The organism is Streptomyces sp. NPDC001100 (assembly GCF_053598575.1).
On sequence record NZ_JBSFKO010000017.1, the window covers coordinates 108,010 to 132,425 of the forward strand.

At 69.2% G+C, this 24,416-nt stretch carries 18 protein-coding genes and 1 pseudogene; 8 read left to right on the top strand and 11 right to left on the bottom strand.

The window, feature by feature from the left end; all coding sequences use genetic code 11:
- Nucleotides 1-9: 9 nt before the first annotated feature.
- Complete coding sequence (locus ACWDEW_RS25045) at nt 10-3,174, bottom strand: DEAD/DEAH box helicase (protein ID WP_450515155.1); 3,165 nt, start codon at nt 3,172-3,174, stop codon at nt 10-12.
- A 561-nt stretch (nt 3,175-3,735) separates the two neighbouring features.
- Here ACWDEW_RS25045 and ACWDEW_RS25050 point away from each other — a divergent pair.
- A complete protein-coding gene (locus tag ACWDEW_RS25050) occupies nt 3,736-8,952 on the top strand; it encodes a sacsin N-terminal ATP-binding-like domain-containing protein (RefSeq protein WP_450515156.1) in 5,217 nt (1,738 codons plus the stop codon).
- A 402-nt stretch (nt 8,953-9,354) separates the two neighbouring features.
- Here ACWDEW_RS25050 and ACWDEW_RS25055 read toward each other — a convergent pair whose 3' ends face one another.
- The 7 genes from ACWDEW_RS25055 to ACWDEW_RS25085 all read right to left on the bottom strand — a co-directional run bounded on the left by ACWDEW_RS25055 (nt 9,355) and on the right by ACWDEW_RS25085 (nt 15,292).
- Entirely contained in the window at nt 9,355-10,077 is a 723-nt protein-coding gene (locus ACWDEW_RS25055; protein ID WP_450515157.1) for a hypothetical protein, read from the bottom strand.
- A 134-nt stretch (nt 10,078-10,211) separates the two neighbouring features.
- Complete coding sequence (locus ACWDEW_RS25060; protein WP_450515158.1) at nt 10,212-10,526, bottom strand: PadR family transcriptional regulator; 315 nt, start codon at nt 10,524-10,526, stop codon at nt 10,212-10,214.
- Between the two features lie 669 nt (nt 10,527-11,195).
- Nucleotides 11,196-11,507 (bottom strand): hypothetical protein, encoded by a 312-nt coding sequence (locus tag ACWDEW_RS25065; protein ID WP_450515159.1) that lies wholly within the window; start codon nt 11,505-11,507, stop codon nt 11,196-11,198.
- A gap of 969 nt (nt 11,508-12,476) precedes the next feature.
- Nucleotides 12,477-13,190 carry a ParA family protein gene (locus ACWDEW_RS25070; RefSeq protein WP_450515160.1) on the bottom strand — a complete coding sequence of 238 codons (714 nt, stop codon included), beginning with the start codon at nt 13,188-13,190 and terminating at the stop codon, nt 12,477-12,479.
- 197 nt (nt 13,191-13,387) lie between these two features.
- Nucleotides 13,388-13,960: a helix-turn-helix domain-containing protein gene (locus ACWDEW_RS25075; protein WP_450515161.1), complete on the bottom strand. Its 573-nt coding sequence runs from the start codon at nt 13,958-13,960 to the stop codon at nt 13,388-13,390.
- Nucleotides 13,957-14,601 (bottom strand): hypothetical protein, encoded by a 645-nt coding sequence (locus ACWDEW_RS25080; RefSeq protein ID WP_450515162.1) that lies wholly within the window; start codon nt 14,599-14,601, stop codon nt 13,957-13,959. The genes ACWDEW_RS25075 and ACWDEW_RS25080 overlap by 4 nt, the downstream gene beginning before the upstream one ends.
- Nucleotides 14,602-14,665: 64 nt before the next feature.
- Entirely contained in the window at nt 14,666-15,292 is a 627-nt protein-coding gene (locus ACWDEW_RS25085) for a hypothetical protein (protein ID WP_450515163.1), read from the bottom strand.
- Nucleotides 15,293-16,189: 897 nt separating this feature from the next.
- Here ACWDEW_RS25085 and ACWDEW_RS25090 point away from each other — a divergent pair.
- On the top strand, nt 16,190-16,729 hold the full coding sequence (locus tag ACWDEW_RS25090; RefSeq protein ID WP_450515164.1) for an AMIN-like domain-containing (lipo)protein: 540 nt from the start codon (nt 16,190-16,192) through the stop codon (nt 16,727-16,729).
- 85 nt (nt 16,730-16,814) lie between these two features.
- Here the strand turns inward: ACWDEW_RS25090 and ACWDEW_RS25095 are convergent.
- A pseudogene (locus tag ACWDEW_RS25095) lies at nt 16,815-16,925 on the bottom strand (dTDP-glucose 4,6-dehydratase); the annotation flags it as partial.
- Nucleotides 16,926-17,277: 352 nt separating this feature from the next.
- On the opposite strand from ACWDEW_RS25095, the gene ACWDEW_RS25100 reads away from it, so the two are divergent.
- From ACWDEW_RS25100 to ACWDEW_RS25120, 5 genes are all read left to right on the top strand, one after another.
- Nucleotides 17,278-17,814, top strand: a complete 537-nt coding sequence (locus ACWDEW_RS25100) for a PH domain-containing protein (RefSeq protein WP_450515165.1) — start codon at nt 17,278-17,280, stop codon at nt 17,812-17,814.
- A 789-nt stretch (nt 17,815-18,603) separates the two neighbouring features.
- Nucleotides 18,604-20,364, top strand: coding sequence for a helix-turn-helix domain-containing protein (locus ACWDEW_RS25105; RefSeq protein ID WP_450515166.1), 1,761 nt, complete (start codon nt 18,604-18,606; stop codon nt 20,362-20,364).
- 757 nt (nt 20,365-21,121) lie between these two features.
- Nucleotides 21,122-21,559, top strand: coding sequence for a roadblock/LC7 domain-containing protein (locus ACWDEW_RS25110; RefSeq protein WP_019067252.1), 438 nt, complete (start codon nt 21,122-21,124; stop codon nt 21,557-21,559).
- Nucleotides 21,556-21,930, top strand: a complete 375-nt coding sequence (locus ACWDEW_RS25115; protein ID WP_450515167.1) for a DUF742 domain-containing protein — start codon at nt 21,556-21,558, stop codon at nt 21,928-21,930. Before ACWDEW_RS25110 ends, ACWDEW_RS25115 begins: the two co-directional genes overlap by 4 nt.
- Nucleotides 21,911-22,543, top strand: coding sequence for a GTP-binding protein (locus ACWDEW_RS25120; RefSeq protein WP_450515168.1), 633 nt, complete (start codon nt 21,911-21,913; stop codon nt 22,541-22,543). Before ACWDEW_RS25115 ends, ACWDEW_RS25120 begins: the two co-directional genes overlap by 20 nt.
- A gap of 76 nt (nt 22,544-22,619) precedes the next feature.
- Here the strand turns inward: ACWDEW_RS25120 and ACWDEW_RS25125 are convergent, their stop codons facing one another.
- A complete protein-coding gene (locus ACWDEW_RS25125; RefSeq protein WP_450515169.1) occupies nt 22,620-23,063 on the bottom strand; it encodes a DUF4232 domain-containing protein in 444 nt (147 codons plus the stop codon).
- 28 nt (nt 23,064-23,091) lie between these two features.
- Here ACWDEW_RS25125 and ACWDEW_RS25130 point away from each other — a divergent pair, with 28 nt between their 5' ends.
- Nucleotides 23,092-23,274 (top strand): hypothetical protein, encoded by a 183-nt coding sequence (locus tag ACWDEW_RS25130; RefSeq protein WP_450515170.1) that lies wholly within the window; start codon nt 23,092-23,094, stop codon nt 23,272-23,274.
- Between the two features lie 202 nt (nt 23,275-23,476).
- Here ACWDEW_RS25130 and ACWDEW_RS25135 read toward each other — a convergent pair whose 3' ends face one another.
- Complete coding sequence (locus ACWDEW_RS25135) at nt 23,477-24,388, bottom strand: NAD(P)-dependent oxidoreductase (protein ID WP_450515171.1); 912 nt, start codon at nt 24,386-24,388, stop codon at nt 23,477-23,479.
- Nucleotides 24,389-24,416 lie beyond the last annotated feature (28 nt).

A 24,416-nucleotide genomic window follows, 5' to 3' on the forward strand; every position in this document is an offset into this window, starting at 1 on the left:
CGAATGCGTTCAGGTGCTGCAGTACACGGTGAACGTGCCCCGGGTGAGGGCGTGGACGTACGTATCGGCGCCGGCCAGTAGCCGCAGGTGTTCCGCGGTGCACGCAGATGCGGACAGCCCGGGCTGGGCGAGCACGGTGTGGACGCGAGGACGCAACTGCGGGGCGAGTTCACGGATCCGGTAGAGCTCCTCGATACTGCCGACCTCGAAGGGCGAGACGCCGGTGCGGGCCCGGAAGCTTCTGGCGCGTCGGTCCAGATGGTTCAGGAGCGGGCCCAGGTGGTTCTGCCGCCACTTCGCGCCACGGACGGCCTGGCCGCACAGTTCATACAGGTCGGCCACCCGGCCGCCAGGGGTTGGTTCTGAGGAGTACTTGCAGTGGACCAGGGCGACGACGAGTTCGTCACCGTCGATCTTCATTCCGACCAGGTCGGCTGCCTCGCGAGCGCGGTCGTCGTCGATAAGGACGTCGAACTCCTGCGACTGCTGCAGGTGGGCGGATATGTAGGCCTGGATGGAGTCAGGTTCGCGCGTGGCAGTCTGAGACTCCTTCTGGATGTCCACCCCGGCCCAGCTCAGGACGGTCAATCGTCTGCGGTCGAAGGGATCGAGATCTTTGCGAGGGGCGAGCAGCCGGTCCTCGGCGGTGATCATCTTGTCGCCCGCCAGGAACAGAGTGGGCTTGTTCCGATTGATCCATTCCTCAAGCGAATACTCGTGGATTCCGGAGCGGACACGCCCGTCCAACTCGCCGGGGGCGTAGGTCAGACCGGTGTCGGTGAAGTCGGCACCGTAGGCGATCTGCCAGGCAGGAGTGGTCAGACGGATCCGGAAGGGGCCGGTAGGGGAGTGGTCTGCCACTTCCAGAGCGACGTCGATGGCGGAGTAGGCGGTGCCGGCGTGGGAGATCTGCGGGCCGGGTCCGTTGCCGGTGAACAGCGGCCAGGGCCATTCGGCCGCGATGAGTACACCCTCGGGGCGTTCGGTGAGGTCCTCGGGGAAGATGAACCCGTCCATGACGGTGGCCAGGTCGATGCTGGAGTCGGTGAGCTTGGCCCCCTGCTCGTCACACCAGTCGGTCCAGGCTTTGAGGTTGGGGGCGGTCTGCATCGACCAGAACCGTCCCGACAGTGCGGCGCTGATGGTGGTCTTCTCCCCGTTGCGGAATCCGGAGGCGGCAATGTGGGTCTGGCTCTTGCCCTGCCGGTCGGCGGTGGTCAGCGCCTCGTAGACGTCGCTACCCACATGCATGGAGAACCGGTTGAAGTGGTCCCGTGAATCCAGCAGGCCCACGTTGGTGGGGATCAGGCGCTCCATGTGACCCAGCACCCTGAAGGTCGGCATACCGGTGACCGGTCGGGAGTCCATGCCCAGGACGGCTTGGGCGAGTTCCCGGTAGTCGCCGGTGTTGTTCGAGCCATGGATGTAGAGCAGGCCTCGGTCACGGCTGAAGTACATGACGATCAGCTCGTAGGTGACCTGCTCCAGGGCCTGAGGGGCTCCCCAGCGCACTTCGCTGCGGTTCTCCACCACGAACCAGGCAACGGTGGAAGCCGTGTTGACCGCGATGGTGCTGTCCAGGACCCGATCGTCGCCGTAGACCTCCAACGCCCGTTCGGGAGTCCAAGCATGGCCAGGAGCTCTGTGAGCGATGGCGCTCATCTTGGGTTCCAGCACCGCGACCGACACCTCTTCCGGGGCATCGGTGAAGGACGCCTCGAAGCCGCTGATCTCCTCCATGCTCGCCGTGGCCCGTTCGGTGATGTCATGCAGGATCGTGTCCCAGTCAGCATCCTCGCGCAGCAGTTCACGCAGCGGCGACAGCGCCACCGACGGATCACGGGCTACGAACACCGAGGCCGTTCCGATCGTCGAGCCCGCGGAAGTGGACCGGGTGAACCGCCCAATAAACTGGATCATCGGGCTCAGGCTCTTCTTCACGTCGTGCAGTGCGGCGATCTTCAGGGCCGGCAAGTCGAAGCCCTCACCGAGCATGTCGACGCAGACCACGATCCGGCACGACCGATCTGCCAGAGCGGCCAACGCCGCACGCCGCGCTCTGGCCGCCACCCTCTCGTGCAGAACCGTCGGATTCAGGTCCGGCGCGAGTGCCTGATAGAGCTCGCCGAGTTCCTTGGCCCGCGCGATGCTCCTCGCCCTCACCATCACGATGTGATCCAGCCCCGCAGCCCGGTCCTCGCGCAGCTGTCCTACCGCCAGCTTCGAGAGCTCTCGGTCAGTGTCCTCCAGACTTAGCACGGCCCGGTAGTTGATGGGGGTGAAGTACCCGTCCCGTTGGGCCTCCCGTAGCGGGAACCGAAAGATCGTCCGCCCGGGCACGGGCCGCCCGTCCTCTCTGAACGGGGTGGCGGTGAACAGCAGGACACGCCGATCGGCGAAGGCGTCGACAATGCGTGACCAGCTGGGCGCCGGTGCGTGGTGGGCCTCATCGACCACCAGGTGACTGAACGCGGCCAGCAGGGCGTTGCGAGCCCCCGGCTCGCAGGCCTGAAGTGCATGCGGGGTTGCGACCACCACGTTGCAGGCAGAGGCGAACGCTGCAGCGTTGGAGGCGTCGTGGAAGCCGTGCTGGAGTTTTCCCACCACGGGGCGCATCACGCTCGGAGTGACAATCTGGTGCGTGTGCAGGATGCCGAGTGACTCGAACTTCGCCGCAATTTGATCACGCAGCGCCGCAGTCGGCACCAGCACCAGCAGACGCTCAGGACGGGCGGCCACAAGCAGTGCGAGCATCGTCTCCGTTTTGCCCGTTCCGGTGGGCATCACCACGATTCCCGGAGCCGTCACCCCGGAGGCCCAGTAGCCGATCACCGAGTGCAGGGCACCGATCTGGGGACGTCGCAGGGCGTGCGGTTCGGCGTGGTCGCGGAACCCGATGCCGTCAACAAACGAGGCCAATACCGTCTGCGGCGAGCGAAGTACCGTGTCGCCAATCCACCCCACCCGCACGCCCGTTCTGACGGTGGGTATGACGGCCGTCAGCTGCACAGGCTCCCCGCCTCCGGCTCGTATCGCAGGCCACCTGCCCTGGACGCTGGCTACCTCCAGCCCGGTGGCTGCCTCCACCACATCCAAAGTGCCCGAGGGCACCAGTAGTTGGCGCACCACATTGCGACCGAAGACGATCTGCTGGGCCCACACTTTGGTGGTCACGACGTGCACACGTGCTCCTGTTCCTCACCAGTCCGGACTGGCAGCCCAGTCGCCCCAGTGCCCTCACCCAACCACCGCGCCCCTTACAACGCGTCAGCAGGGATTCAACCGATATACACCCATGAGTCGGCCATCGCACCCCATATGCCGGGTGACCTGCCTCCAGCCCTTAGTGAGACTGGGCCCTCACCGGGGCACTGCGGAGACGTCGCCAAGACCGCAAGGCGATAGAAGGCGCTCTTACCTCTACGCGTAGTAGGCGTAGTGGGAGGCGATTCGAGTGCTCGGCGGGACGTGTTTGAGGATGGAACGATGCCTTTGCCGATCGGGCGGAGGAGAATGTCTTCGAGGGCGGTCCGTACCGGTCGACGGGGTGATGAGCCCTCGCCGACCACGGTGCCTCGGGTTGTGCATCCGAATGTCAGTCGTCACCCCTATCGTCGGCATCAGTACTTTCAGGGGGATCCAGGGGGAACGGTGACCGACGGACAGAGGCGAGCGAGGCGGTCCACGGGCTCCGGCGGCTCGGCGAGGCGTAAGCGGGTTGTAGCGACGGCGGTCATGGAGGCCGAGGGATGTCTCGCCGACCTGAAGCGCGGACGTCGCGCCGCTCTCGAAATCAAGGAGATCACCGAGCGGATGCTCTCGCCCGAGTACAAGGGGCGCGTGCTCGTCGAACTGCTCCAGAACGCACATGACGCGCACCCCGCCCGGGACGGCGGGGGTCGCGTCGAGATCGTGCTCGATGAGGACGAGGGCGAGCACGGCGTTCTGTACGTGGCGAACGGCGGCAGGCCCCTCGGGTACAAGAACTTCGAGGCGCTGTGCAGCATTGGCCTGTCGAGTAAGCGCCCCGACGAGGGCATCGGCCACAAGGGCGTCGGATTCAAGAGCGTCCTGCAACTCAGCTCCGCCCCCGAGTTGTACAGCGTCGTGGGATCCACCTCCAAGGCCTTCGACGGGTTCTGTTTCCGCTTCGCCCGGGATGACGACTTCGAATGGCTGGCGGACCAGGCCGCGCCCGGCCGCCCGGAGGCCGCTGGCCAACTGCGCGCAAATCTCTCGTCGTTGAAGGTCCCGGTGCCGGTGGACGATGTCCCGGCCGCGGTGGTGCCCTTCCGCAGACGGGGACTGGTGACCGTGGTCCGACTCCCGCTCCGGAACGCCGACGCGAGGCAGGAAGCGTCACGCCAGCTGCGTGAACTGACAGATGACGGGGCGCCGTTCGAACTCTTCCTGGACCGTCTTGGCAAAGTGAGCGTGACACACCGGGTGGGTGGCCTTGGGCGCCCCAGCGTCTACACACGCAAGGTAGACCCTCTCTTCACCGCTCCCGGCCTGAAGATTCAGCAGATCACCCTGCGCCGCCGCATGCGCCTGATCATGGTGACGGCCGCCGTGCACCGTGAACGCGCGCACGAGGCCATTGCCGTAGGCCGCGAATCAGGACCGCTGACGGACGGCTGGCAGGCGCTGGGTGACTCGGCTGTGGTCAGCGTGGCAGTGCCCGCGGGCGAGCCGCTGGAGCGCGGCAGGCTCTATACCTTCCTGCCCATGGGGGCACAGCCGACCTGCCCGGTGCGCGGGTTCCTCAACGCTCCTTTCCACACGGACGTGAGCCGACGCACCATGGCGGAGTCCACGCAGTGGAACGACCTGCTGCTCGACACCGTGGCCGAGGCCTGCGCACAGGCGGCCGTGCTGGTCGACGAGGGACACGTCGCCCTGCCCGCAGGTGCTCTGGTCGACCTGATGTGCTGGGAGCACGACCAGGCTCGGCGCCTGGAGCTGGCCTTCAAGGCACAGGACCGTGAGTTCGACGACCTCCCGTTCATGCCGGTATTGCACCCCACGGGGGCCCGCACCTCGTACCGCCATGGCTACCTGTGGCACGGCCCCGACCAGGCCCGCGTGTTCACACCGCAGGCCGTGGCCGCCGCCGGGGTTTGGCAGGTGATCGACCCTCAGCTCCACCCCCTGCGCGCCGAGCGGCTGGTTGCGCTGGGTACGGCGCGTGGACTGGGGCTCCTCCCGCCTGCCTCCGTGCTCGCCCGCTGGGCGGAGAGCGTCGCATCGGCCCTCGCCCAGAGGGAGTTCGATGCGGGGAAGTGGGCGGACTATTACTACGACCTCTCGGTCTGCTTCGCCCGCACCGGCGAGGAGCTGAAGGGCAGGAAGATCGTCCTCACGACCGATGGGAAGCTGGCTCCGGCTGGCGATCCCGGGCTGTTCTTCCGCCGCTCGGACGGTCCGTCCGCAGTGCTGCCCGATCTTCCGCCTGGACTCGCGAACAGCATCTCCTTCGTCCACGCGGAGATCGCCTGGACGGGACGGAGGACGAGCCGGCGCTCCCGCGGCCGCACCTGGCTGGAGGAACAGGGGCTGGTACGCGACTACAGTCCGCAAGCCCTCCTGGACGTGCTGGGCGAAGCCATGCGCAAGGACCGTGAGGACGACGAGGCCCTGCGCGAGCACCTTCTGTTCGCCTGCGCTCTGTGGGCGTCCTCCCTGGATGGGCACGGCAAGGGGCCTGTGATCAAAGGGTTGCTGGTGCCGGGCCGCAAGGGCTGGGTGCCCGCGGCGGAGGCCATGTTCGGCGACGGCTGGACAGGGGGACACAGCGGGATCGACCGGACGCTGACCCGCTTTCTCGACCGTACCGTGGGAGTTTCCCGTGCTCTGGCCGCCGCCACCGACCGGGTTGTCCGTCCTGCTGAGGGCGTCTGCGCCGGCACCCGGACCGACGCACAGACCCTGCGGCGCTTCCTCGAACAGCAGGGTGTCCGCCACGGCCTGCTACCGACCTACGTGGCAACGTCACAGGCGGTGAAGGGTCAGTATCTCAACCACCCCTCCGTCTTTCCCGGACTGTGGGCACTGAGCCTGAGCCAGGACGAGCGGGCCCAATGGCGGTCGACCGCCGAGCGCTGGCCCAAGCGCCGCGACGACCTCTACCTGACTGTCGAGTACCGCCCGACCCGCAAGAGAGTGGCCATGCTCCCCGGCCAGCGGGAGTACACCGCATTCGACGAGGAGAGCCGCCGACTCTACGCCGAACTGATCGTCCACGGTCTGGACACCTGGCCCGCCGACGCCCTTGAGCTGCGCTTCGCGGGCGGCTCGGACCGGCAGGGCACACCGTGGCCCACCCCGCTGGCAGCCTTCCTGAGCCGAGTGCCATGGATTCCCCAGACGGGCGACGACGAGGACGCCCCCGATTTCACCACGGCCGGCCTGGCGTGGTGGTGGGCCGCGGCGGAGGCACCGCCCGCCTTCCTCACCGTTGCCTCCGCTGCGCTGCGCAGACGACAGTCGGACCGCGTCCTCAGGCGCCTGCGCCTCCTCGGAGTACGCCGCTGGGACGGCCCGGAGACCGCCGGTGACCGGCTGCGCCACCTGCCCACCCTGCTGCGCCGCATGCCCCGGCTTAGGCAGGGTCGCCTCGGACACCTTCTGTGCAGGGCCTACGAACAGGCCTGGGCCGATTGGCTGCCCCCGCACCAGACCGGCCCAGGCTGGCACGCCGAACACCTGCCCGAACTCCTCGTGAGCAGGGCCGGGATGCTGGACGTCCTCCCGGCCGAATGTGAAGCCGAACCGGTCTACGTGCCCGATGTGGCGGGAACTCAGAACCGCAGACTGCTCGACCAGGTGCCTGTGCCTGTCCTCCCCGTCGACGACCGGGCTCTGGGCCGACGTATTCACGCCCACCTGGTGGCACAGGGACGCCACCCGGTCCGCGGGACGAGCGAGGCGGAGATCGACATCCGCGTGGATCTGCTGCCGATCGCCGACGCACCTCGCACTCCGCTGCTCACCATGGCCGGACCCTGGCTGCACACCCTCCTGGCCGCGCTGGTGGAATTCGACGACGACCGGTCTTCCCGCCCCGACGCACCCACCGCACCCCATGTAAGACGACGGCTGGAGACCTGCGGTGCCGTGTCCGCCCGCACCACCGTCACACACATAGCCGGACACACCCTCGAAGGCCCCGGCGCCGACCGCTCCCTCCTGCACGACGATCCGGAGGAACCCTGCCTCGTTGTCGTGTGCGCGCAGCCGTCCTCCGACTGGCACGTGCTCCAGACCGCCTCCACCGCCCTGAGTACCCTGATCGGCGCCCCGTATCTGGCCACGTCGGTACGGCTGGCACTCATCGAACTGGAGCGCCGTGACCGTTCCGTCACGGACGTCATCGACTCGGACATCGCCGCCGTGGTCGGCATCTCACCGCAGCGGCTGGAGGCCGTCCTCGCCGACCGTGCCTCTATCCGCTCCGGCAGCGCCCGTCTCGTCCCCCTGCTCGCCTGCGTCGCCCCCGACCTCGCCGACGAACTGCGGCGCGGACAGGAGGACCTGCACGACCGCGAAGAACTCCACGACTGGCTCGTGGCGCGACTCGATCTCGACCGCGCCGACCACCTTCTAGCGCTCGTGGACGAGAATGACTGGCAGCGGAAGCTGTCCGCCCTGGGTGTGCCCCTGGTCGAGGCCAACAGGGCCTGGCAGGCACTGGGCCTGCCGACGGTCGACAACTCGGAGACCCACCAACGGCAGTTCCAGGCCTGGTTGCAGCAGAACCGGGCCCGACTGGCCGACAGAGTTCGTGACGCGTACGTGACGACCCACAAGGCGGGCAGCCCCCTCACAGAGTACGTACGGCTCCGCTCGTTCCCCGGACTGGAGCCGGACCCCCAGTGGGGACTCGCCCACTGGGATCTCACCACCGACCTGCTCGACGCCCAGGCCGAGGCATGGGCCGCCACCCACCTGCCTCCGACGCCAGCCCGGCAGCACTCGCCGCGTCCGGTGGCCGAGGTCCACGAGGGGTGCGTCGACACCGTCCACACGCTCCTTCCCCGCCTGCGCGCAAGGATGGAGGCATGGCTCAACCGTCAGGGCCACGAAGGTCCCTCGCTGCCGTCGGCCACTGAGGTCGCGTCGGCGATGGACGCCGAGGGCCGGCTCGACTTCGAGCCGATCGGCGTCCGTACGCTGATCGCTTGGCTCCAGACCCATGGTCACTGGCCCGAGGGCATGCCCGCCACGGACCGGGCGGCCGACCTGGGCCTCAACGACCCCCCACCCCTCAGACCGGTCCAACCCAGCGGCAGCACCCCTCTCCGGCCCACCCCGGGTCCATCGCTCCTCCTCAACGGCCGCGCGCTCCCGATCGGCCCGGACAACCTGCGTGATCTCGCACGGCAGATCGCCGCCGACCTCACCCCCGACCAACTCGCCGCCTCCCCGCATCCCGGCACACCGTCGGCACCTGCACTCCCGAGACAACGAACCACCTCCGCGGTCGCCGGTCGCGGCGGGGGATACCGGGCCGTCCCCCGGGACCCGCAGAAGGACAGGGCCGTCGGACTCGCAGGAGAGGTGGCAGTGGCCGCTTGGTTGGAGCGGCAGTACGGCGTCCCCCGCGAGGAATCCTGGAAGTCCGGGCTACGCCAATACGTCTTCGCCGACGGCTCGGGCGACGACAGCCTCGGCTACGACTTCCTCATCTACGACGGGGATCGCACCCTCCTGTACGAGGTGAAGGCCTCGACCGGGGACAGGGGCGAGTTCGAACTCGGCGAATCCGAAGTAGAACGAGCAAGTCGCCTTCGCCCGGATGAGACGTACACCATCGTCTACGTCTCCCACGTCCTCGACGGCACCCACCGACGCATCACCCCTCTCCCCAACCCGTTCAGCGCCCCCGGTCTCGCCGGCTACCGCCTCGTCGGCACGGCCATGCGTCTGCGGTTCGAACTGCCGCCGGGGTGACCGGGACCATCCCGTAGGCGAACGAGGTCGAGTTGCGCCCAAACAGCCTCGTGGAAGATGCGGGCGCTGCCGCCGCCGGCATCGACCACGATCGCGCCGAACTCGGCGCGCTTGGAGCGGATGTACTCGGCGATGTCGTCGAACGGGTACCGCTCGACGACCAGGTTCTCGGGGATCTCGAAGCCGGCGGCCTGGGCGACCTTGAACCAGTCGTAGGCGGACTGACTGGTGGCGTCGGCATCCAGCAGCAGCGTCGGGATGCCGAGGACGACCGCGTAGTAAACCTACCTCGGTATTCTCTCGGCTGCGCCCTGTGTCGGTACCTTCGTCTCATACCCATCCCTTGTTGCCCTCAGGCGACTTGAGCCCTGCAGTCTGACTTGGGGATTGGCCCGCAGAGTGCTATTCGTCAGCTGACTCGCGCTCCACCGTAGCGAGTTCAATGCCTCGTATCCGGCGCAGCCATCGCGACAGGGCGTACAGGCTGGCACCCGCGATGCCGCACGGTTCCCAGATCTCTGTTGCCAACGCCCCGAGTCCGCCATCGCCGACGATGTACACCGCCTGTGTGCCGACGGCCGTTGTGATGAAAGCGTTAGTGCGTGACGGGGCACGCAGCAGCCAGTCGACGGGGCGCCAGGCAGGGCGGACAGCGTCTCGGGCGCGCATCCGCACTGCGGCAGCGAGGAATCCGAATGCCAGCAAAATCTGACGCTGAGGGGAGAAGGTGATGCCGTCCTCCGGCGCCCCTGCGAGGATAGCGGTCCATTCGTTGTGCAGTTGGCTTCGCCGCCGCCCTGCGACGTGCGCCGCAAGGTTGGCTGTCCGGCGGGCAGCGGGAGTCGAATCGTTCCGGACGCGCTCCTCGATGCTGAGTAACTGCTGAAGCGCGTTCAGCTCCTGACCAGCTGTGACGACACGGTAGATGCTAAAGCCGCGACTTAGGGGAATTTTTCCATCAGATGTGATGACTCCCTGGAAGTGGAAGCGAAGCAAAGCTGTGTGCGAGCGAGTGATGAGTGAGAATAAGCCGGGAGAGTGTTCCGACAGTTGCGGGTTCTGCTTACTTTCCAAAACGGCGCCTTGGTCGGCCAGTTCCGCAAGCTCTGAAATGGCGCTTTCCATTTCGCGTCTATTGGAGGGAGGCAGGGATAGGAGTTCGGCGCTAGCGAGAGCGCTATACCGAACATTGAAGTGATGTATGAGGCGGTCCTCTGGAATCGTGACTCGCCGCTGAGGCCATGGTTCGAGGTGTACCGTCACGCGGCACCTCCCGCCATTCCGAGCCCGAACCGGCGGGCCCTGCGTGCTTCGAGGGCCTGCGTCGACTGTTGCCGCCCGGCGCCGGTGAGTTCGTAGTATCGGCGGGCGGGCCGGCCAGGGTGGGGTCCGGCCTCTTCGTGGCTGGTGATCCATCCCCGTTCGGCGAGCCGATCGAGGATGGGATAGACGGTGCCGGGTCCGAGGTCGGCGTCGCGGCAGATACTCAGCCCCCAGGCGGGGCTGTCGTCCGTGGCGGCGAGCAGTGCCTCCAGGACGGCGATGGTCGGCTTGGTGAGCCGGATGTTGGCCATGCGAACCAGTGGAGCATGTATCGAGTACGATAGACAAGCATAAATCGAGTACGAAGTTACTTCAGTGGGCCCATGCATCCGGACCGCCCCCGCGCCAATCGATCAGGTCGGATCGGATGACATTCGTTTCGTCCCAGTCGATCAGCCCTGCCCTCTGCCTGCAGCAGGCGATGTCCCGGACTGAAGGCCTGCCCCAGGATCGTTCCGTCGAGTCACACCCGCCTGCCGCTGACTTCGGCGGGCGGATAGATCACAACGGGTGTCGTGCTGCTCATGCGTCCATCGTCGGATCACTGAGGCAACGCCGAAAACGCTCAGTGATCGACTGAAGGACGCATCAGCAAGGCAGGCTCGTTCACCAGGAGGTGGGAGGGACGCCTGTTCCTGCGGTGGCACCGTTGCGAACCTCGATCAAGTATGGGACCCACCCGCTTGAAGAGCGGCTCGCTGGCCGCGCTCCACCATGACCAGGGTTGAGCAGGCGAGCGGACGAAGTGTCTCGCGTCCAAGCGGATGAACAACCACTTTGTCGGTCCACCAACTGGTGCAGATCTGAGGGCAGTCGGATGGGCGCTGGACAGCCCGGGCTTGCGGGTCGTTCACCTGCACAGCCTGGCTCACGCACCTGCGACACGCGGGCACCCAGCGACAGTTGGTCGGATTGCCGGGTCATGGTGCGTTGACCCTGGGCGGCTTGAGGTCGGGCGGATAGCCCTTGGCGCGGAGCCAGGTGTCGAGAGCGAGCGCAGCGATGTCACCGTGCTGGATGCCGTGATCGGCGTGGTAGCGACGGATGCGCCGCTGAAGTTGGAGTACGTCAGGTACGGCGTAATTCAGTTGTCCGCGCCTGGTGCGCCGGTTGTTGACGACGTCCACGGTGTCCGGGTGCGGGGCGAACGGGTCGTCGGCCGCTTCCGACTGGGCTTCGAGTGCGTCGGCCAGGTTGCGCAACTGGCGCACGTGGGAGGAGAGATCAGGCACGAAATTGCTCCGATCACCCCGCTAGGCGGCTAGCCAGCCGCCTAGCGGGCTTTTCGAATAGTCGGCGGGAGGGGCGGCCGCTCTGCGGGTCGGCGGCCGCCCCGGCGATGAACGCCGCGTCAGAAGCCGCGGGCGGTGAGCCACTCGTCCAGCGCGACGGAGACGATGTCGCCGATGGGCAGGTGATCGAGTTCGTTGTCGAGTGCGAAGCGCTTGATCCGCTTTTTGAGCTTCAGCGCCGCGGGAACCGACGAGTCGAGGCTCTCGCGAGTGATGATGCGCTGGTTGAGGACGACGGTGACCTCGGGAACGTTCTTGGGACGGCCGGGGCCGTGCGCGTACGGCGTCCCCTCGCTGGCGCCTCCTGTGATGGGGTGTCTTGTTCCTGGTGAGCCCCCGGACCATCGGTCCTCACCGGGAACGCCGTACCGCCTGCCACCGGGGGAACGGTCGGGCGAATAGCCACCTCGGCGGCCGGAGCCGCACCAGCAGCCGTGACAGGAGGCGGACCATGCTGCGCAACAGGTTCGGCTGGCTGCGTGGCCTGGACCGCAGGTGCTGCAGGCTCGGGAGCCGGGACCACAGGCGGCATGTGCCGCTCCACCGGCATCCCAGCGGACTCTGCCCCCGCCTCTGGCACGTTGACGGCCGGGTGAGTCAGCTGACTGGCAGTCGGCTTCGGCGCCGGGCCGCTTGGTGCATCGGAAGTCGCCTGGGCTGAGGTCTGCGCCACTTCGGGCACCGCCTCGGTCCGGTCGTGCGCCGATGTATCGGCGGGAACGGCGGCAGGAGCGGGCTGAACCTGCGCCTCACCCGCAGCGGGACGGCCATCGCCCCGCGCGGCAGCCTGCTCGGCGGCGTATTGCTCGGGGGTGAGCTCGGCGGCCGGGGGAGGGGGCGGCGGGGTCGTCGTCTTGGCCCCGCCCAGGGTGCGACCCGTGCGGCGGGCCGGGGGCTTCATACGCTCGCTCATGCCGCCAGCTCCTTCATCAGCTCGGCGTACTCGCTCAGCTCGGTGGGGATCTCTCCGAAGGCCTCCATGTAGTGCACCCACGAGTGGATGGTCGTCTCGGCGAGCGGGAACGGCTCGTCGCGGTCCGGGCCGATGCCCTCGCCCTCGGCGGGCCCCAGCAGCTTGTCCTTCGCGGTGCGGGGCAGGCTGGTGCGGTCGTCGGCCTTGACCAGCACCACGTGGGCGGTGACGTTGCGCTCGTTGCGGGCGGCGGCGCGCTCGGCCTCGTCGAAGGTGGCCACGAGCTTGCGGCGCTCGATCTTGGTGGGGGCGACCGGCACGAGCAGCAGGTTCGCCTCGGTAACAGCCTCGTGGAACAGCTTCGCGCTCCCGCCGCCGGCGTCGACCACGATCGCGCCGAACTCGGCACGCTTCTCACGGATGTACTCGGCGATGTCGTCGAACGGGTACCGCTCGACCACCAGGTTCTCCGGGATCTCGAAGCCCTCAGCCTGGGCGACCTTGAACCAGTCATAGGCGGACTGGCTGGTCGCGTCGGCGTCCAGGAGCAGCGTCGGGAGCCCCAGGACGACCGCGTAGTACAGGGCGATGAACCAGGCGGAGGTGGTCTTGCCGGTGCCGCCCTTGAGCATGCCGACAACGATCACGAAGGCGTCCCAGGCGTGGGCTGTGGCCGCCGCCAGGGTCTTGATACGGGTGTTCTCGTTCACGTGTGTTTGATCTCCTGAAACTGGAAAGGTGCGTTGACTTGGCGGGGAGTTGCCGACGGCATCGACGCTTGCTTGTGGGCCTGGCTGCCTGCGGCCGAGCGGTGGTGCTCGGGCCGCGCAGCCGAGGCCGGGATGGTGCATGAGCGGGTCGTTGAGCCGAGCGGCACTGCGGGGGATGCCTGCGAGGACGGCGGCGCTCATGGCCGTTTCCTCGTGTCGCGGGCCGGGCCGTGGTGGTGCTGGGGCCGCATGTGGGCGCCTGCTTGGTGCAGGAGCCGGTAGACAGTGGCGATGGAGTAGTTGCACTCCTCGGCGAGTTCCGGAACCGTGGCGCCGGCCTCGTACCGTGCCCGCAGGGACCGCGCGAGCTTTTGCCGCTCGGCGGCCCGCGCTGCGGTGCGCATCCGCAGCGTCTGCTGCGTGGTGCGCACAGCGCCGCCGGCCTCGATCAGCAGGCGCCGGGCAGCACGCCTCGTGTCTCCCGCGACTGCAGCGAGCTCGGTGAGGGTCGCGCCACGCTGCTCGTACAGGGCGCGGAGATGCGCTGCGAGACGCTGGCGCGCCTCCGGATCCTGGCGCATCCGACGGGTCTGCCACGACGTGCGCATCTCGGTCCCGGCCTCGTGCAACCGGTTGAGGACCGTGCCGTACGACAGCCCACAGGCGGCGACGAGTTCGTCGACCGTTGCGCCGGCCTCGTAGTGCTTGCGTACCGACTCGGGCGTCACCGCCTCGCTCGCATCGAATGTGACCGGGGGCTCTGGGTTCATGTTGCGGACTCCCATTCGCTGAGGGCTTCGGTATGGGCGGCGGCCAGCTCGTCATAACTGCGCTGGTCCGATGGGGTGATGAGGATCAGCCGGCCGTCGGTGGCCACGCGCCATTCGGCGTCAGGGTGGCCGGTGACCGGGTTGAGGACGCGACCGCCCGGGACGTGCCACGCGGAGGGGATCTCGTCTGGGCGGGACGCCGGGACGAGGATCTGGCGGCCGTCGCGGACGATCACCACGGCCTTGCTGCGGTGCTCCGACAGCCGCCCCAGTGCCTCCCGGTATGCCGAGCGCTCGGCCGCGTGCAGGGCCTTGCGCCGGGCCGCGACACCTGTGGTGCCGTATTGCTGGGCGACCGCGTCCCAGCCGTGTGCCGGGTGCGCGGACGGGCCGGGCACAGCATTCGGCGAGCTGGCGCCGAAGCCCTCCAGCGCGCGAGGTGCGAGGCTCCAGGTCTCTCCGCTGTAGTGCACGAGGCCGTGGTCGGCCAGGCGACGCAAGGCCCGGTAGGCGGTGGCTCGGGACACCGACGCCGAGCCGACGAGCTCGCCGATGGTCTGGGCCGGCCAGGCGTGCAGCGCGCCAATGATCACCAGGGCGGAGCTGCCCAGGCCGTGGTGGGCGAAGGCGTCGTGGCCCATCAGATGGCCGATGACGGTTGAGTCGATGTCGGCCGCGGTCCCTGTCTCAGGGGTGGGCCACTCCTCAAGTGCCGGGTCGGGGGGGGTACTGAGTGGTCCGGAAACGAGACAACGGAACAGGGACGCCATGGCGGTGGGCGCTGCCGTCGCCGAGGTACCAGGTGGACCCCTCCCGGCCATGGCCGACCCGCAGGCGGCGCAGCCAACCTCGCGGCTTGAGGACCGTCTCGTAGACCACCCGCAGTGTCGTCCGGGAGACCCCGGCCTCCTCGGCGGTCTGCCGCTCACTGGCGTGGTGCAGGGGCCCGCCCGCGGTCTCGGCGAAGTTCAGATGCGCCCGCAGCACCCGCAGCGCGGTCCGTCCCCGCTCCCCGCGCCAGGGCGTCGTCTCGATCCGGTCCCGCAGCGCGGCGAGAACCTCGTACGCCTGCTGGCGCGACTCCACGATCCGCGTGCTGTCGACTGCGGTCGAGGCGCTGGCCCACACCCGGCGGATGTAGTCCAGGGCGCGTGCCTGCCCGGAGCGCAGCGCGATGTGCCGGGCGTGCCGGCCGCCTTCGTGGTCGGGGTGGAGCAGCAGCCGGGTCAGCTCGTCGACGGTTCCGCCGGCGCGGGCGACGTGGCAGGCGATGGCCGCCGTGATCCGGTGCCGGTGCTCGGCCGCGCCCTGCCGGTCCTGGCGCAGGACCACGCTCCGGCCGTCGGAGCCGAGCCTGCTGTAGCTTCCCGCCGCGTAGCGGCCGGTGAGGTCTCCGAGCAGGACAAGGTCAGCCGCAGCCGGAGGCAGCTGGTGAAGGCCCAGTCGCTCGCTCGGGTGAATTGGACGTCGGGGTGAGTCCGTCTGCTGGGTGTGGTGTGGCACTGTGGGGTCGTCTCGCAAGGACGTGGACTCCGCCCAGGCCCGCTAAAACCACGGGTGGGGTCCGGAACCGACCTCCAATCGGTGCCAAGCGAAGCCTCCAGGATTGCCGTCCTGGAGGCCTTCGTGTGCCTGGCCCCGCATCAGAGGCAGGCGTCCCCATCGCGGCTCGACCGAGAACGACTCGGAGGGCCGCCAGAGGAGTCCTCACCGGTTCGACACGGTCCTGACCTCGGCTGATTTGGGGCCAAGCAGAGGGCGATTGCCTCTGGCTGGCTCCGAGTAGCTCGGGTCGAACCCGGGTCGAATCAGAGCGGTTTCCTCTGACTGCCTCCGATCGCCTCTGCAACCCGTCCTAGCAGGTCACAACCGATACGGCTCGCAAAAGCGCAGGTCACAAGGGTGCTCAGGAATACCCGGCGTATGGCCCGGCTCGTCTGCTGGCAGGGCTCTGAACTGGTCTTATGGGCTGGTCGGGGCCCTTTTCGTGTCTGGGCGGGGTGCCGGGTGGTGGGGGCGATGAGCGGTGCCGCCGAGCGCCCAGGCCGAGACGGAACGCCAGGAAGAACAGCATCAGCCGGCGGCGCACGCGGAAACCCTGTGGTTTTAAGGGGCAGTTGGTGCTGGAAGGACCGCCGTGCCGCAAGGGACTGTTCCACTGCGCACAACCTTCTGGAAAGCCACCGGTCTGAAAGGACACACACCTACGCGAGCCACCCGGGGGTAGTCATGCGACGGATAGGTACTGCACTGGCCGCGACAATGCTGGCGGGCGGCGGCCTGTTGGCCGGCACGGTTCCGGCGGTGGCCGCGCCGACGGCCGTGGACTGTGCCGTGACATGGGGGAGTCTGGGCAAGACCGCTGACCCGGTCGCCAACAGGCGGCTGACCGACGTGCGGACCGGACAGCACGAGTGCTTCGACCGTCTGGTCTTCGACGCCCAGGGCACGGCGGCCGACCCGATCGGCTACACGGTCCGCTACGTCGACGTACTGCACCAGGACCCGAGCGACGTCGTGGTTCCGATCAAGGGCGGAGCCATTCTGGAGATCTCGCTGTTCTCCTCGCGCTACGACCCGGCGACCGGACAGCCCTACCCGCCGCTTCCGTCCGTCGACGTCACCGGGTACCGGACCTTCCGGGAGTTCAAGATCACAGGCGGCTCCGAGGGATACACCCAGGCCGGACTGGGCGTCCGCGCCCGGCTGCCGTTCCGGGTCTTCCAGACGGCCAACCATCTCGTGGTGGACGTGGCTCACACCTGGTGACCCCGTACGGCCCGGCACGTCTGTCAACAGGGCTCTGACCTGGCCTTATGGGCCGGGGCGGAGCCCTGCGCGCGTTGTGCGCCGGTTACAGCGCGGCCCGTTCCTTCAGCGGTTCCCACCATGCGCGGTTGTCGCGGTACCACTGCACTGTCTCCGCGAGGCCTTCCTCGAAGGTCTTGCGGGGCTCGTAGCCGAGTGGAGTGACCCCGCAGGAGCCGCCGTAGGCGTCGTGGCGGTCACCATCGGTATCGTTCTCGCGCTCGACACATGCGTGGCCGACCCGATCAGCCTGGGCTGTGCCTCGGCCGCCGTAGGCATCGCGGGTGGTTTGTTCCCGAGCATCAAGAGCGGTGAGGCCGTGCAAGGTGTCACCTACCTCGCCAGCAACGCCGGCCGAGCCGGAAGGGCTGTCGCCAGCGGGGCGCGGAGCGCCTGGCGAAGCGTCAGCGGCTGGTTCGGCTGACGGACAGAACGGCCTCCTGCTTCTCCCCGGGGCGCCCGAAGCCGCCCCGGGGGGAACAACCGGCAGAAGAGAATGAGGGACGACGATGGTTCTGGAACGGATCGCACCCTGGTGGGACCGGCAGGTGCTGGTCGGCATCTGTGTCGCGGCTGTCGTGGCCGCGGCCGTGGCGTCCCACCGGTCGCTGTCCGAGGTGAGGGTGTGGCAGGTCTCGCTGATCGTCGGCCTGTTGTGCGTGATGCTCTGGGTGGCGCGCACACAACTCGTGCCGTCCGCGTCCGTGAGCGCCTCCGCCCTGGTGGTCCGCAACCTCTACAACACCTACGAGATCCCCTGGCAGACACTGACGGGTATCGACTGGGAACCCCGCTCGGGTGTGCTCTCCCTCGAACTGGCTGACGGCCGACGGGTTCCGGTCCAGGCGTTCAGCCGCTGGCCCTCCTTCGTCCGCCACTGGAAGGTGATCGCGACCCTGGAGGAGGGGCGTCGTCTGGCGGCGGGCTCGGCGGAGGACGAGGTGCGTGTCACCGATGTCTCCGGGATCACCGAGTTCCTCCTGGCGCTCTGCTTCGGGACCGCCCTGGTGGCACTCCTGATCGAGGGTGTCATCGCGCTCGTGTGAACGGCTTGAGTCCCAACAGGGTCTTCCTGAAACCCTGTTGAACCCCTGCGCGGAAGGTGGCCCCGATGATCGTGCCCCGCGGACAACCGCGGTAGCGGAAGCCCGTCCACCGCTACCCCGCGCCCCCGCGGAACGCCCCAGCCACCACCGGCACCAACTGCCGCTCCAATCGCTCGGCGGCATGGCGGCCAGTTCGCTGCCGATGGGCGTCAGGGCGAGCCAGTTCAGCAGGCCGGCCGTGCAGCGGGTGCGGAAGACCAACTCCTGCTCGTCGACTCCGGGAATGTTCGGCGCCAATACCCGCAGGACGTCCGGGCGGCCCTTCTCGAACTTGCCGGTCAGCCGCTCCTGGTCGACCTCTCGCGGGCCGCGCGGAACGCGCAGGAACTGAAGGACGTCTCCGCCGAGTTGTACGCGGCGGCACGCACCGCTGGCTTCTGACCGGCTGGCTCGGGCCTTGACGTGACGACTGGATCCGGGGTCCGGAGCGCCCCCCGCGCGCCCCGGACCGTGGACCCCCCATCCCCCCGTCGTCATTCAGCTCCTGGGTGCCGGGCGGAACGCGATGGGTGTGCTGCGGGCGAGTGCCTCCGGCATATCGACCCCCTGTCGACGCCACAGGTTCGCCCGAAGGCATGACCAGTGCCCCTGTTCCGCCAATGGGCACGCCCCTGTGCCCGGTAGGCTCCCGGCACAGACAGCTTCGTCGGTAATCGTGCCGGTCCGCAGGGGTCGGGTGTTGCCAGCGGGTATTTGGCAACACCGGTCGGCCGGCGTGTTGTTGGGGGGATGGCCATCGAGCACGACGGATTCGGCGCGGAGTTACGCCGGCGCCGCATTGCGGCCGGTATGTCGCTGAGTGAACTGGCCGGCAAGGTGTACTGCAGCCGCAGCTTCCTCAGCCGCGTCGAGAACGGACGCCGCAGGGCGTCCCTGGAGTTGGCCCAGCTGTGCGACGAAGTCCTGCGCGCCAAGGGGGCGTTGGCCGGCCTGGCACCACCACCCGGCGCCGACGCGCCGCCGAGGGCCGTCCGCGGGGAGACGGTCGGACTGGTCAAGTCCCCTGGAAAGAACGGCCGTTCGGCGCCGGCGCAGGACCGCGCCGAGTTCCTGCGGCTGCTCCGGCGCGGTGACCTCAGCCATGCCGCCGGTGAGATGCGGGAGGCGGAGCGGTACTACACGGCCGCCTATCGCGGTGCCGCCGGGGACCCGCGGGCGCAGGCGGAGGCCGTGATCAGGCTGGCGCGCCGCTGGTCCGACCCCGGGCAGGTCGACCGTGAGCTGCTCCAGTCGATCAAGGGGTGCCTGGCCGCGCTGGAGGGCGACGCCGGTCCTGAGGCAACGGGGCTGCGGCTGCGGCTCGAAGCTCATCTGGCGAAGAAGATGTCCCTGGCGGTCAGCCAGGACACCGCGGCCGGGCTCGCCGGTCCCGCCGAGGGTGCCCGGCTCGCCGAGGACGCACTGCGCCGATTACCCGACGACGGCGACGACGAGGTGCGCTGCGAGGTCCTCACCGAATGCCGGTGGGCACGTTACGACTTCATGAGCGCTCCCGATTCACTGGACCTCTCCGAGCGGCTGCGCGAGGCCGCGGCCCGGCACGACTCGGCGTATTTCCGCGGTGAGGCGTTGATGGCCGTCGCCATCGACCAGCTGCGCAACGGCCGGATCTTCAGCGCGCTGGCCACCGCCAACCAGTACCGAAAGCACGCGGCGGACACGCAGAGCGCCCTGGCCCGCTGGCAGCGGCACACTCTCGACGCCCTGCTCGACCTGTGGCACGGCCGGTTCGACGCCGCCGCCGAGTGGATCTTCGTGGAGTCGCTGAAGTTCATCGAACTCCTCCGCGCCGACTACGCCGTACCGGCGGACAACCTGACGCAGACGAGGCTCGGCCAGGCCTACTGGCTGCTGCGTCAACAGGGCCGTCTGGCCGAGCTGTTCACCTCCGATCTGGCCGGCGACGTCGAGCGCCACGCCTACTTCCCCGTCTGGCGGGCCGGGCTGGCCCTCGCCCTGTGCGAGACCGGGCAGCACGCCGAGGGGGCGGACTTCTTCCTCGGCTGCGTCGCCGACGTCGACCGGTTCCCGCCGTCGGGCTGGGCGGTTCCCGCGCTCGTCCTGCTGGCGGAGGTCTGCGCGGCGCTGGACCTGGAGGGCGGATTCGAGGCCGAGTTGGCGCAGGCGGTGCCCACGCTGCGCGCGCGCCTCGCGCCGCACGACGGCGAGCAGATCGCGCTGGGCGGTTGGCCCACCGTCCTCGTCGGCCCGACCGCCCGGGCCTGCGGGCTGCTGGCGCTGGCGGCGGGGGAGCCGGAGACGGCCCTCGACCGCTTCCGGCAGGCGGCGGTCCCGGCCCGCTCCTCGCAGCCCGAACTGGCCCGCCTCCGCCTGGCCCAGGCCCGCACGATGCGCCGGATGGGCGGTCCGGGCAGCGAGCCGCACGCGGTCCGGCTGCTGCGGGAGGCGGCGCGCGGGGCGGAGACGTACGGCATGAAGGCGCTCGGAGCGCAGAGCCTGGCGTTGCTGGAGGAACCGGGGCGGGGGTGAGCGCGTGGGCCCGTCCAACGGTCCCCGGAGCCGGTGGAGTTGGTGTGCGCGATCGGTGCTCACGCTGTGAACTAGGTCACACCCGCGCCGTCCGTGGGTTCCCGTACCGGGGAGACGCAGTCCCCGGGTTCCCAGGCGGGGGACGCGCCGTACATGGGCTCCCACGCCGGCGTGACGCCGTCCGCGGGTCGTCGCGCCGGAGAGATACGGCCCCTCGGCTCCCAGGGGGTGACGTCCCCTTCGCGGGCTCCCGCACCGGCGTGACGCCGTCCGCCGGTTTCCGCGCCGGAGACGCGTCTTCTGTCAGTTTCCGTCCCGGCGGCAGTGTGTCGCCTGGCGGTTCCCGTTCCGGCGGCGGTGCGTCGTCGCTCGGGGCCCGGGCAGGGGGCGTGCCCGGCGCGGGTGGGCGGGGCGGTTCCGGGCGGCTGCCCCGGCGGCGGGTGCGGCAGGCGAATCTGGCGCCGCAGTTGCGGGACCGGGTCGTGGAAGCCGACGGTGATCACGGTCCGGGGCGGGAGGCGGAGCGGCGGCCGGAGCAGGCGCGGTCGATGCTCGCCGCGCTCCGGGACGGTACCCGTCGGGCCCGTGCGCAGGAGGAAGTGCCCATGCCCGCCTGGCCGTCGGCGATGGGAAGGGAAGGCTTCGCGCCCGGCCGTCCGCCCGGCCCGCAAGACGAGTACTCGCCGGCCACCCGGCCCACCGCCCCGCCCGAGCGGCGTCAGCTGCCCACCCGTCCCCGTCCGACAAGGAACAACCCATGACTGCGCCCAACACCACGCACGGCGGACTGGCCTGGCTGCTGGACAACCTGATCGAGCGGATCCCCGAGACCCTGCACGCCATCGTCCTGTCGGAGGACGGACTCCTCGTCGGCTCCTCCGAGAAGCTCGCCCAGGACGACGCCGAGCAACTCGCCGCCATTTCCTCGGGAGTTCACTCGCTCGCGCTCGGCACCAGCCGCCACTTCGGCGGCGGCCGGGTGCAGCAGACCGTCATCGAGATGGACGATCTGTTTCTCTTCGTCACCACCGCCGGCGGCGGCGCCCGGCTCGCCGTGCTCGCCACCTCCGAGGTCGACGTCGGCAACGTCGGCTACGAAATGACCATGGTGGTACGGCAGGTGGGGCAGTTCCTCAGTGCCGCTCCCCGGTTCCCGGAGTACAGCGGTGTGCCCTTCGCGGGTGAGCATGAATGAGACATTGGTCGGAGGAAGATCCCTGGGAGGACGAAGACCCCGCGCTGCTCGTCCGCCCGTACACGGTGACCGGCGGCCGGACCCCGACCGCCCACTCCGGCATCGAGCTGATCACCCTGATCAGCACCGTCCGGCCACCCACCCGCGACCAGCGCCTCCAGCCCGAACAGAACCGGCTGCTCGCGCTCTGCCGTACCCCGACGGCGCTGGTGGAGGTCGCGGCCCTGCTCGACCAACCCGTCGCGGTCATACGGGTGTTGCTGGATGACCTCCTGGACAACGAACTCGTCTCCGTCTCCCCGCCCACCGCGGCCGGTACTCCCGACGCCCGTTTCCTCCAGGCAGTGATCGATGGCATTCGCAGAATCTGACCCCCGCGCGAGCCGCTCCCGCGCCACCACCGTCGCGCCCAACGCCGCCACGGCCAAGATCCTCGTCGCGGGCGGTTTCGGCGTCGGCAAGACCACGCTCGTCGGCGCGATCAGCGAGACGACGCCCTTGCGCACCGAAGAACTCATCACCGAGGCCAGCGTCGGCATCGACAACCTCGCCGGCGTGGAGCAGAAGACCACGACGACCGTCGCCATGGACTTCGGCCGGATCACGCTGAGTTCGGCCCTCGTGGTCTATCTCTTCGGCGCCCCGGGCCAGGACCGGTTCTGGTTCATGTGGGACGACCTGTCCCGCGGCGCGCTCGGCGCGGTCGTGCTGGCCGACACCCGACGGCTGGAGAGCTGCTTCCCGTCCGTCGACTTCTTCGAGCACCGCGGCATCCCCTTCGCCGTGGGCGTCAACTGCTTCAACGGCATCTGCGAGGAGGACCCCGAGGAGATCCGCAGCGCCCTCGACCTCGCCCCCGACATCCCGCTCGTCCTGTGCGACGCCCGCGACCGCGAGTCGGTGAAGACGGTCCTGCTCGCCCTCCTCGAACACGTCATGCGGGGCCTGGCGGTGGAGGCGTCGGGGGACCGCCGGTCGGTCTAGGGCCTGTCCGCACGGCCGGAGCGTCCGGTCGTACGGCCAGGCACACGGTCGTACGGTCAAGCACGCGGCCGTACGGTCAGGAGGGCTTCGTCGCCGATACGGCGGTCGCGGTCACCGTGCCGTCGCACTCCGCGAACTGCCCGTCGTCAAGGGCGACTTGGTGTTTCCCGGCGCCGGGCAGTCCGATCACCATCGTCGGGTAGATCACCGGCGCCGACCCCGACTTGCAGTAACCGTCCCCCTCGCCCTGCACCTGCACGAAGGTCAGCTTCAGCCAGGCCTGGCCGCCGGGCGACAGTGTCACGGGGGAGGCGGAGCCGGTGGGGGTGACCTTCAGGGGAACGTTGAGCTCAGGGGAGCCGTTCGCGGCGCCGGCGACTGTGGGGTGGCCCTTGAGGACGCACGACTTGGAGGTGGTGTTGGTGAACTGGACGATCGCCGCCCCGGTTCCGGTGCCCTGCGGACGGACGGCGGCCTGGTAGGCGATCGCCTTGAGCGAGGCCGTCGCGCACTCCTTCACCGCGGTGCCCCCGGTCCCGGACGACCCCGTGGACCCTGTGGACCCCGTGGAACCGGACGACCCCGTCGAACCGGACGACCCCGTGGAACCGGACGATCCCGTGGTCCCCGTGGAACCGGAGCTCCCCTTGGAACCGGACGAGATGGGGGAGGCGGTCGCGGGCGGCTTCTGTGACGACACGTCGGACCCGGTGTCCGTGGCGCCCGGCTGACATGCCGTCATCACCAATGTCGCCGACAGCGCGGCCATCCCCATCGCGGCCCTGCGGATGCTGCTCTTCTGCATGACGTCCCCCGAGTTCGGTTCGTGCGACCGGACTTGCCGGCATTTCGGCGGGGGAGACAGTTCAGGTCGTACGCCCGGTTTCCTCTGTGTGCTCGCTGTGTCCTGGCTGTGACGAGATCAAGGCCGGATCAGGACGACTCGATCGGCTTCCCGTCCGTCCCCGCCTCGAAGCTGGCGAAGTACGCCGCCGCCATGTCCTCGTCCCCGTGCCCCTGTGCCGCCGCCCGCGCGAACCGTTCCGCGCCCGCCGCCGCCACGTCGAGGCGGACGCCGTGGGCCGCGCCCGCCTGCACGATCAGCCGGGCGTCCTTCTCCGCCGTCGTGACCGCGAAACTCGCCGGAGTGAGTTGGTCGTTGAGGATCGCGGCGGACTTGGCGTGCAGATAGCCCATGTCGAGGGGGCCGCCGGCCATGAGGTCGAGGAAGCTCTGGGGGTTCACGCCCAGGCCCTTGGAGAGGGCCAGGGCCTCGCCCGCCGCGTTGGTCGCGGCGAGGACCCAGCTGTTGGCGACCAGCTTCAGGCGGGTCGCGGTGGCCGCGGCGCCGTCCTCGCCGACCCACATCGTGCGGGCGCCGACCGCGTCGAAGACCGGGGTGACCGTGGCGCGGCCGGACTCCGGGCCCGCCGCGAGGACCGTCAGCTGACCGGCCTCGGCGGGCTGGCGGGTGCCGAGCACGGGGGCGTCGTAGAAGACCAGGTCGTGGCGGCCGGCGAACGCGGCCAGTTCGGCCACCGATTCGAGGCCCGAGGTCGTCGACTGGATCCACGCGGAGCCGGGGCGCAGGGCGGGCGCGGCCTCGCGCATCACGTCGAGGACGGTGTCGCCGTCGTAGAGCATGGTGAGGATCACGTCCGCGTCGCGTACGGCCTCCGCCACGGTGTCGGTGACGTGCGCGCCGTCGGCGGACAGTGGTTCGGCCTTGGCGCGGGTGCGGTTCCAGGCGTGGACGGTGTGTCCGGCGCGGGCGAGGTTGCGGGCCATCGCGGCGCCCATGATGCCGGTGCCCAGGACGCCTACGGTGAGCTTCTCGGTGGTCATGACTCGACTTTCGTCCTCGACGGTGTTG

Bases quoted from the DNA above. Each gene is read 5' to 3' on its own strand.
- ACWDEW_RS25105 (WP_450515166.1), top strand. From the start codon at position 18,604: ATGGCCATCGAGCACGACGGATTCGGCGCGGAGTTACGCCGGCGCCGC.
- ACWDEW_RS25055 (WP_450515157.1), bottom strand. From the start codon at position 10,077: ATGGAAAGCGCCATTTCAGAGCTTGCGGAACTGGCCGACCAAGGCGCC.
- ACWDEW_RS25090 (WP_450515164.1), top strand. From the start codon at position 16,190: ATGCGACGGATAGGTACTGCACTGGCCGCGACAATGCTGGCGGGCGGC.
- ACWDEW_RS25120 (WP_450515168.1), top strand. From the start codon at position 21,911: ATGGCATTCGCAGAATCTGACCCCCGCGCGAGCCGCTCCCGCGCCACC.
- ACWDEW_RS25135 (WP_450515171.1), bottom strand. From the start codon at position 24,388: ATGACCACCGAGAAGCTCACCGTAGGCGTCCTGGGCACCGGCATCATG.
- ACWDEW_RS25100 (WP_450515165.1), top strand. From the start codon at position 17,278: ATGGTTCTGGAACGGATCGCACCCTGGTGGGACCGGCAGGTGCTGGTC.
- ACWDEW_RS25080 (WP_450515162.1), bottom strand. From the start codon at position 14,601: ATGGGCCACGACGCCTTCGCCCACCACGGCCTGGGCAGCTCCGCCCTG.
- ACWDEW_RS25060 (WP_450515158.1), bottom strand. From the start codon at position 10,526: ATGGCCAACATCCGGCTCACCAAGCCGACCATCGCCGTCCTGGAGGCA.
- ACWDEW_RS25075 (WP_450515161.1), bottom strand. From the start codon at position 13,960: ATGAACCCAGAGCCCCCGGTCACATTCGATGCGAGCGAGGCGGTGACG.
- ACWDEW_RS25110 (WP_019067252.1), top strand. From the start codon at position 21,122: ATGACTGCGCCCAACACCACGCACGGCGGACTGGCCTGGCTGCTGGAC.
- ACWDEW_RS25115 (WP_450515167.1), top strand. From the start codon at position 21,556: ATGAGACATTGGTCGGAGGAAGATCCCTGGGAGGACGAAGACCCCGCG.
- ACWDEW_RS25050 (WP_450515156.1), top strand. From the start codon at position 3,736: ATGGAGGCCGAGGGATGTCTCGCCGACCTGAAGCGCGGACGTCGCGCC.